At 66.3% G+C, this 8613-nt stretch carries 7 protein-coding genes; all 7 read left to right on the top strand.

Going from position 1 to position 8613, the window contains the following annotated elements:
• Positions 1-208: 208 nt before the first annotated feature.
• A complete protein-coding gene (locus tag ACNPP0_RS26060; protein WP_332610559.1) occupies positions 209-1141 on the top strand; it encodes a 4-hydroxyproline epimerase in 933 nt (310 codons plus the stop codon).
• A gap of 74 nt (positions 1142-1215) precedes the next feature.
• Positions 1216-2340, top strand: coding sequence for an NAD(P)/FAD-dependent oxidoreductase (locus tag ACNPP0_RS26065; protein WP_448707424.1), 1125 nt, complete (start codon positions 1216-1218; stop codon positions 2338-2340).
• Positions 2337-3914 (top strand): FAD-dependent oxidoreductase, encoded by a 1578-nt coding sequence (locus ACNPP0_RS26070; RefSeq protein ID WP_448707425.1) that lies wholly within the window; start codon positions 2337-2339, stop codon positions 3912-3914. The genes ACNPP0_RS26065 and ACNPP0_RS26070 overlap by 4 nt, the downstream gene beginning before the upstream one ends.
• 10 nt (positions 3915-3924) lie before the next feature.
• Positions 3925-4773: an inositol monophosphatase family protein gene (locus ACNPP0_RS26075; RefSeq protein ID WP_448707426.1), complete on the top strand. Its 849-nt coding sequence runs from the start codon at positions 3925-3927 to the stop codon at positions 4771-4773.
• Between the two features lie 42 nt (positions 4774-4815).
• Positions 4816-5865, top strand: a complete 1050-nt coding sequence (locus tag ACNPP0_RS26080) for an ABC transporter ATP-binding protein (RefSeq protein ID WP_332610565.1) — start codon at positions 4816-4818, stop codon at positions 5863-5865.
• The gene (locus tag ACNPP0_RS26085; protein ID WP_332610566.1) at positions 5862-7514 is read left to right on the top strand and encodes an ABC transporter permease; all 1653 of its coding nucleotides are present in this window, start codon (positions 5862-5864) and stop codon (positions 7512-7514) included. The genes ACNPP0_RS26080 and ACNPP0_RS26085 overlap by 4 nt, the downstream gene beginning before the upstream one ends.
• 36 nt (positions 7515-7550) lie before the next feature.
• Positions 7551-8570: an extracellular solute-binding protein gene (locus ACNPP0_RS26090; protein WP_448707427.1), complete on the top strand. Its 1020-nt coding sequence runs from the start codon at positions 7551-7553 to the stop codon at positions 8568-8570.
• Positions 8571-8613: the final 43 nt, after the last annotated feature.

Consider the following 8613-nt stretch of genomic DNA (forward strand, 5'->3'; position numbering starts at 1 on the left):
AATTTCCAGCAATGCCATGGCGTTATCGCTGAATCGCGCGGTGAGGAAAATGCGTGGCGTTGCGGTCTCTACGACACGACGCCACGCGTTTAATTGCCTAGACTAGCCCGTTCGCTTGTTCGTTTTCTTCTTGTTCGTCCGCCGGCAAGCACTGATTGCCGGGCCGCTTTTTCGCTGCACGTCTACAACTTCTGCACAAGGCGCGTCAATGAACCAGATCCGTGTCATCGACTCCCACACCGGCGGTGAACCCACCCGGCTTGTTGTCTCCGGTTTTCCTGATCTGGGCGCCGCGGACATGGCGGAAAGGCAACGCCGCCTTGCCGACAAGCACGACGCATGGCGCGCGGCAACCGTCCTTGAACCCCGAGGCAGCGACGTCCTGGTGGGGGCCTTGCTGTGCCCCCCGCAAAACCCGGCCAATGCCGCCGGCGTCATCTTCTTCAACAATGCCGGGTATTTGGGCATGTGCGGCCACGGCACTATCGGGCTGGTCGCCACCCTGGCTTACCTGCGCCGTATCAAACCCGGCACACACGGTATCGAAACGCCGGTCGGCACGATCCGCGCCACCTTGCACGAAGACGGATCCGTCAGCGTGCGCAACGTGCCCGCCTACCGCTTACGCCAAGCCGTATGCGTCGATGTACCCGAATACGGCAAGGTCGTCGGCGACATCGCCTGGGGCGGCAACTGGTTCTTCCTGGTCAGCCAGCACGCGCAGCGCGTTGCGCCAGACAACCTTGACGCGCTGACCCAGTACGCCTGGGCCATCCGCCAGGCGTTACAAGCGTCGGGCATCAGCGGCCGCGATGGCGCGGAAATCGACCACATTGAACTGTTCTCCCCCGACCCCAACGCCGACAGCCGCAACTTCGTGCTGTGCCCGGGCAAAGCCTATGACCGCTCGCCGTGCGGCACCGGCACCAGCGCCAAGCTGGCCTGCCTTGCCGCGGACGGCAAGCTGGCCCCGGGGCAAATCTGGCGGCAGGCCAGTGTCATCGGCAGCACCTTTCAGGCCAGCTATGAATTGGCGGACGGGCAGATCATTCCCACCATACGCGGGCGCGCCCACATCTGCGCCGAATCCACATTGCTGATCCAGCCGGACGACCCCTTCGGTTGGGGCATCCGGCTTTGATCGCCGGCCGTTATTGCTGACCGTTATTTGCTGACCGCTATTCGCTAATCGCTGATTGCCACGGAAGCCTACGCATGCCACACCCCACGAAAGACGTGCTGATCGTCGGCGCGGGCATTATCGGCGCCGCCTGTGCGCGCCATCTGGCGGCCGCCGGGCTGTCAGTGCATGTGCTGGACGCCGGCCTGAAAGGCGCCACGCAGGCCGGCATGGGCCATCTGGTCGTCATGGACGGCGACCCCGACGAACTCGCGCTGAGCAGCCTTTCGATGGACACATGGCGGCAGTGGGGCCCGCGCATGAACGCAGCAGACCCCGCATGCGCCTACACCGAATGCGGCACGCTGTGGGTCGCAGCCAATCCCGACGACATGGCCGAAGCCGAACGCAAGCACGCGCGACTTGTCCACCACGGAATAGCGGCCACGCTGCTTAGCGCGCGGCAACTGGCCGACGCCGAACCCTTCTTGCGCCCCGGCCTGGCCGGCGCGCTGCACGTACCCGGCGACGGCCTGGTGTATGCCCCCAACGCGGCGCGCTGGCTGTTGACGCACGCGCCACCGGGCGTGTCATTCGAGGCCGCCCGCGTGGACAAGATTGACGAGCGCGGCGCTGTCCTGGCCGATGGCTCGCGGCGCCCTGCCAAGGCCGTCGTGCTGGCGGCGGGCATGTTGGCCACCCACCTTTGCAACGATTTGCCTCTTGTTCCCAAAAAAGGCCATCTGGCCATCACGGACCGCTACCCGACCGGCATTCGCCACCAACTGGTCGAGCTTGCCTACATGGCCAGCACCCAGCAACGCGACGGCGCCTCCGTGGCATTCAACGTGCAGCCCCGGCCCACGGGCCAGCTACTGATCGGTTCGTCACGCCAGATCGGGCAAGCCGATTCCGACATCGATCCCATGGTGCTGTCGCGCATGCTCAAGCAGGCCATCGACTTCCTGCCAGGTCTGTCGGGCATGAACCTCATCCGCACCTGGACCGGCATCCGGGCCGCCACGCCGGACGGTCTGCCGCTGATTGGACCGCACCCCAGCCGCCCCGGGCTCTGGCTGGCATTGGGCCATGAAGGCCTGGGCGTCACCACCGCACCCGCCACCGCCGCCTTGCTGACCGCTCTCATGACGAACGCAACGCCGCCGCTGGCTGCCGCGCCCTTTGCACCATCCCGCTCATTTGACGAGGTAACGCCATGACGCGTCCGCGATATTCCGCCCGCCCGCGCATCCAGCTTGACGGCCGGCCGATGCGCGTGGAACCCGGCAGCAGCGTCGCCGCCGCGCTGGCCGCCAGGTCACCCGGCAATTCGCGCGTATCGGTGTCCGGCGAAAAACGCGCGGCATTTTGCGGCATGGGTGTGTGCCACGAATGCCGGGTCCTGATCGATGGCCGCCTGCGCCTGGCATGCCAAACGCGCTGCCAGGAAGGCATGCGCGTGGATACGGTACTGGAACACAGCACCCCGCCTGGCGTAGCCCCGCGACATGACGCTGCCGCAAATGCCTGCGACCTGCTGATCATCGGCGCCGGCCCTGCTGGAATGTCAGCCGCGCTGGCCGCCGCGCCAAGCGGACGCGCCATTGTGCTGGTGGACGACAACGCCGCACCGGGTGGCCAGATCTGGCGCGATGGCCCGGGCGCGTCCATACCCGCCCCTGCCCGGCGCCTGCGCGAACAACTGACGCAATATTCGAATATCACGCTGCTTTGCGACACCCGTGTCGTCGGCATGGCCGGCTTGCCCGGGCAACGGGCGCTGATGCTGGAGAATGCGCGCGAAGGTTGGGCGCAGCACTATGGCGCGCTGATCCTGTGCACGGGCGCTCGTGAGCTTCTGCTGCCATTTCCCGGTTGGACTTTGCCCGGCGTGACCGGCGCGGGCGGCCTGCAAGCCTTGGTGAAAGCGGGCGTACCGCTGCGCGGCAAGCGCCTCGTCATCGCCGGCACGGGCCCCTTGCTGCTTGCCGCGGCGCATGCCGCACATCGGGCGGGCGCGCGCGTCGTGCGCATTGCCGAACAAGCGGATTGGCGGGCATTGCTGCGCTTCGCCTATCGCTTGCACCGCTGGCCCGCCAAGGCCGCGCAAGCCGTCGCGCTGTTCAATCCGCACTACCGTACTGCCAGCCACGTGCTGGAAGCCACCGGCGATGGGCGCGTGCAACAGGTGCGGCTACGCCGCGCGGACGGCGAAGAAACCATCGCCTGCCATCGGTTGGCCTGCGGGTTTGGCCTGGTGCCCAACATCAAGCTGGGACAGATGCTGGGCTGCGAACTGGACGCGCACGGTGGCCTGCGCGTGGATGACGTGCAGCAAACCACCGTGCCCGGCATCTTCGCGGCAGGCGAATGCACGGGCATCGGCGGCAACGAACGCGCCCGGGTGCAGGGCACGCGCGCCGGCCATGCGGCCGTGGGCGAACTGACCCAGGCCGCCCGCCTGTCGAACGATCTTGCGCGTTGGCAGGAATTTGCCGACGCGCTACGCGGCCCCTTCGCGCTACGCGCGCCGCTGTTGTCCCTGGCACGCCCGGACACCCTGATTTGCCGTTGCGAAGACGTGCCGCAATCCGCGTTGGCGGCGCATCAAGACTGGACCGACGCCAAGCTGCACACGCGTTGCGGCATGGGCGCCTGCCAGGGCCGCATCTGCGGCGCCGCCGCCCAAGCCCTCTATGGCTGGCAGCCCTTGCCCCCCCGACATCTGCTGGCGCCCGCCCGCATCGACACGCTGGCGGCCATCGCGTCCTCATCCGGCAACTCGCTCGACTAAGGAACCCCTCATGACGAACACCCTGGACGCCCACATCGCGTTCGCGCAAAGCCTGGCTGACGAGGCGCGAAAAATGTACGCGCCTTACCTGAACCACACCGTTGAGCTTGATGCCGACAACAATGCCAACGCCGCAGCCCACGCCGCCAGGCCCCGCCTGCCGCGCACCGATATCAAGCCGGACCGCAGCCTGGTCACCGCGCTGGACCAAGCCATCGAAGCGCACCTGCGCGCACGTATCGAAGACGCGTACCCGAAGCACGGCATCTACGGAGAAGAAGGCGGCATCGTGCGACTGGACGCCGAGCATGTCTGGGTGCTTGACCCCATCGACGGTACGGCGCCCTTTCTTGCCGGCGTGCCCGTCTTCGGCACCTTGATCGCGCTTATGCAGCGCGGCACGCCGGTGCTGGGCATCATGGATTTTCCCGCCACCGGTGATCGCTGGGTCGGCGCTGCCGGACGCCCTACCCTGCATCACGGCGTGCCCTGCCACACACGTGCCTGCGACCAGTTGGGCGATGCGATGCTCAGCACCAGCAACCCGGACTTCTACGCGCCCGACGAACTTCCCGCCTTGCAGGCGCTGCGCGAACGTACCCGCTGGCGCATCTACGGCGGATGCTGCCTGGCGTATGGGCTGCTGGCCGCCGGCCGCACCGACATCGCCATCGACGCCCGCCTGGCGCTGTATGACTACGCGCCCTTCATCCCCGTCATCCAGGGCGCCGGGGGCGTCATCACGGACTGGAACGGACAGGCGCTCGGGCTCGGCAACCCGGCGGCGCGCATCCTCGCCGCGGGGGACCCGCGACGCCATCGGCAGGCTTTGCAGCTGGTGCGCCAGGCAATGGATTGATCCTTCCCCCACACACCTTGCACGCATCAGGAGCCCCCGGGCATGGACATCCGCATTGAAAAACTCTGCATTTCGTACGGCGATCAGCGCGTCATCGACGGCCTGAGCCTGGATATTCCTCCCGGCGCCTTCTTTACCTTGCTGGGCCCTAGCGGCTGCGGCAAGACCACCCTGCTGCGCGCCATCGCGGGATTCACGGCCGTTGCTTCCGGCCAACTGCTTTTTGGCGGCAAGGACGTGACCCGGCTGCCCGCGCACCAACGCAACATCGGCATGGTGTTCCAGGACTATGCGCTGTTTCCCAACCGCAGCGTGTTCGACAACGCGGCGTACGGGCTGCGCGCACGAAAGGTGGCGTCCGCCCAGATCCAGCAGCGGGTTACGGCGGCATTGGAACGGGTGGGCCTGGGGCAATACGCGGCAAGACTGCCTGCCGAATTGTCCGGCGGGCAGCGGCAGCGCGTCGCGCTTGCACGCGCGCTGGTCATCCAGCCGCAGGTGCTGCTGATGGATGAACCGCTGTCCAACCTGGATGCGAAGCTGCGCATCCAGGTGCGCCAGACCATCGCCGAACTCCAGCGCGAGGCCGGCATCACCACCGTCTTTGTCACGCACGACCAGGAAGAAGCGCTGGCGCTATCCGACCAGATCGCCGTCATGCAGAAGGGCCGCGTGGCGCAGTTGGGCACGCCGCGCGATATCTACAGCCAGCCGGCCAGCGGCTACGTGGCGGACTTTATCGGTGCGGCCAACCTGCTGCCCGTGCAATGCCACGCGCGTGAAATCGGGCCGGTCCGCTTGCAGCTTGACGGGCACCCCGTGGCCGCGCATGCCCCAGTGCCCGTGACAGGCCAGGCCGTTCTGGTTGCGCGCCCCGAAGACATCCTGCTGTCCACCACCGCGGGCGCCGGCGTGCCCGCACGGATCCTGACGCAGCAGTACCTGGGCATCAAGACGAACTACCGCGTCGAACTGCCCAGTGGCCGCCATATGAACGTGGACGTGCACGGCGACCCGATCGCGGCGCTGGCACGAGGAGCCAAGGTGGACCTGGTTTTCAACCCGCAAAAAACCCTGGTGTTGGCATCATGAAGCGCCTGGTTCCCATCCTGCGGTCGCCCTGGACGTGGTTGTCGCTGGCGGTGCTGGCCGTGTTGCTGGTATTCCTGGTCTGGCCTGTGCTGAACATCCTGTCGGCCAGCATGCTGGCCCGCAACGACGAAGGCCTGTCCGGCTGGCAAATCATGCTGGCGGATCCGCGATATCCGCGCGCCATCGGCAACACCTTGCTGCTGGGCGCGGGCGTCACGCTGCTGGCCGCGGCCATCGGCGTGCCGCTTGCCTACCTGACCGCGCGCCACCGCTATCCCGGCAAGGCCTTGGTGTCGATCCTGCCCTTGATCACGCTCATCATTCCCGAAGTGATCGGCGCGCAGACCTGGCTGATGATCCTGGGCAACAACGGCGTGCTGACACGCGCCCTGCGTGACGGCCTGGGGCTGGACCCGCCGTCGTTCTATGGCTGGCCGGGCTTGCTGACCGTGATGACGTTCACGTATTACGCGTACATCTACATTGGCACGCTGGCCGCCATTCGCGGCTTTGATGCGCAGCTTGAAGAGGCCGCGCAAAGCCTGGGCACGTCGCCCCCGATATCGCGCCTGAAGGTGATGGCGCCGGTAGTGCTGCCCGCCGTGCTGGCAAGTGCGCTGCTCGTCTTCACCATGGTGGTGGGCAATTTCGCCACGTCGATGATTCTTGGGCACCGCGTCGAACTGCTGTCGGTATTGACGTATCAGGCGTCCGTATCCGAAACCGGCAGCGACCCGGTCATGCAAAGCACGCTGGCCACCACATCCATTGCCCTGGTGATGCTGGCCCTGTTCCTGCAACGCTGGATCGTGTCGCGGGGCCGCTATGAAATCACGCAAGGGCGCGCCGCGCCCGAGACGCCGATACGCGGGCCCGGCGCGCTTGCGATGGCGGGTGCGGCGCTGGCCGTGATGGCGCTGTCCATGTTGCCCCTGGGCACGCTGGCCGTGGGAGCCTTCACACGCGCGCATGGCCCGGTCATGCGTTGGGGTGAATGGACGCTTGCGCATCTGGAACGCGTGCTGATCAATGCCCCCGGCCCGGTGCTGAACTCCGTCTTGTTCGCCGGAGCCGCCACGCTGATCGCCATTGCCTTCAGCACGCTGGCCAGCTACCTGATCGTCAAGAAGCGCAACTTGTTGACGCCCTGGCTGGATTACCTAAGCTCCATTCCACTAGCACTTTCCGGCACGGTAATCGGCATCGGTCTATTGATGACCTTCGGCCATGGCGCGTTCGATTTGTCCGGCACCGCGTCATTGATCGTGCTGGCCTACATCGTGCGCCGACTGCCCTTTGGCGTGCGCAACGCGTCGTCCACGCTGTTCAACCTGCCCGACTCCATCGAAGAGGCCTCCATCAGCCTGGGGGTGCCGCCACTGGCGTCCTTCCTGAAGGTGGTGCTGCCCTTGATGGCGCCCGCGATCGCCGCCGCCGCCGTCCTGACCTGGACCACCACCGTCTCTGAACTGAGCGCGTCGGTCATCGTGTATTCGCCAGGCCATGAAACGCTGCCCATCCAGATTTTCCGACTGATCGACAGTGGCCTGATGGCGCAGGCATCGGCTTATGGCCTGGTGCTGATCGCCGTGATTCTGGCGCCGGTGCTGCTGGCGACCCGTGTCTTCAATATCCGGCTATTTGCCTGAGCCCGCCTTTTTCACCCCACCCTTCAAGGAACCGCCATGATTCAGCTTCCCTCTTTCAACCGCCGCCAGGTGCTCAAGCTGCTGGCCGTCACCGGAGGCATCGGCGCCCTGCCCGCTCAGGCGCTGGCCCAGCGGGCCGAAAAAGTCGTCCTGTACACCACGTTGAACGCCCAGTCCGTCGAGACCGCCAGCGATCTCGCGCGCGACCTGCTGCCCCATATCAAGCCCAGCACGGTGGCGGGCGGCAGCAGCCAGTTGCTGAAACGGATCGAAGCCGAAGCGGGCCAGCCCAAGGGCGATCTTTTCTGGACGTCCAGCGCCAACGTCATGCACGGCTACCGCGCCTTGTTCGAGCCTTACCGCTCGAAGCACATCGCCGCGATTCCCGAGCACCTGCATGGCCCCGACGACCTCTGGATGGCCGCCAACCTGCACGTCGTGGTTGGCATGGTCAATGCGCGGCAGTTGTCCGGCCCCGCCCCGACGTCGTGGGCCGACCTGACCGACCGCCGCTTTAAAGGCAAGGTCATCATCGGCGACCCGGGCAACAGTTCAACAGCCTTTACCGCGTTGTGGGGCATCGAGCGCGTGCTGGGTACCGACGGCTTGCGAGCGCTGGCGCGTAACGTCAGCGTCTCCAGCGCGGCCTCGCATGTGGTGCGCAGCGTGGGTCAGGGCGAGTACGCCGTGGGCATCACTTTCGAATCAACGGCGTATCCCTATGTGGCGGGCGGCCAGAAGGAAATCGGCATCATGTACCCGTCGGACGGCACCTTCACCGTGGCCGACAACATGGCCATGGTGAAGAACTCGCCCAACCCGCAGGCCGCCCAGCGCATGTACGACCTGCTGCTGTCGCGCGAGATGCAATTGGCATTGCTGCAAAACGCCTATCGCCGCCCCAGCCGGGACGACATCGACGTCAGCAAGCACCTGGACATGCCGCCGCTTGCCGACATCAACATCGTGCCGGTCGATGAAGCCGAAGCTTCCGCCGGTCGCGAGGCCTTTCTTGCACGCTGGCGCGCGTTTGTCGCAGAGGCGCGCAGCGCCTGAGGCACGGTGATTGAAGGGCAACCACTGAAGCGTAGCGGGGGGG

Source organism: Achromobacter semiaridum, from assembly GCF_053543755.1.

What these genes read in the sequence shown, in the direction of transcription:
- ACNPP0_RS26060 (WP_332610559.1), top strand. Translation starts at nt 209, where the DNA reads ATGAACCAGATCCGTGTCATCGACTCCCACACCGGCGGTGAACCCACC.
- ACNPP0_RS26065 (WP_448707424.1), top strand. Translation starts at nt 1,216, where the DNA reads ATGCCACACCCCACGAAAGACGTGCTGATCGTCGGCGCGGGCATTATC.
- ACNPP0_RS26070 (WP_448707425.1), top strand. Translation starts at nt 2,337, where the DNA reads ATGACGCGTCCGCGATATTCCGCCCGCCCGCGCATCCAGCTTGACGGC.
- ACNPP0_RS26075 (WP_448707426.1), top strand. Translation starts at nt 3,925, where the DNA reads ATGACGAACACCCTGGACGCCCACATCGCGTTCGCGCAAAGCCTGGCT.
- ACNPP0_RS26080 (WP_332610565.1), top strand. Translation starts at nt 4,816, where the DNA reads ATGGACATCCGCATTGAAAAACTCTGCATTTCGTACGGCGATCAGCGC.
- ACNPP0_RS26085 (WP_332610566.1), top strand. Translation starts at nt 5,862, where the DNA reads ATGAAGCGCCTGGTTCCCATCCTGCGGTCGCCCTGGACGTGGTTGTCG.
- ACNPP0_RS26090 (WP_448707427.1), top strand. Translation starts at nt 7,551, where the DNA reads ATGATTCAGCTTCCCTCTTTCAACCGCCGCCAGGTGCTCAAGCTGCTG.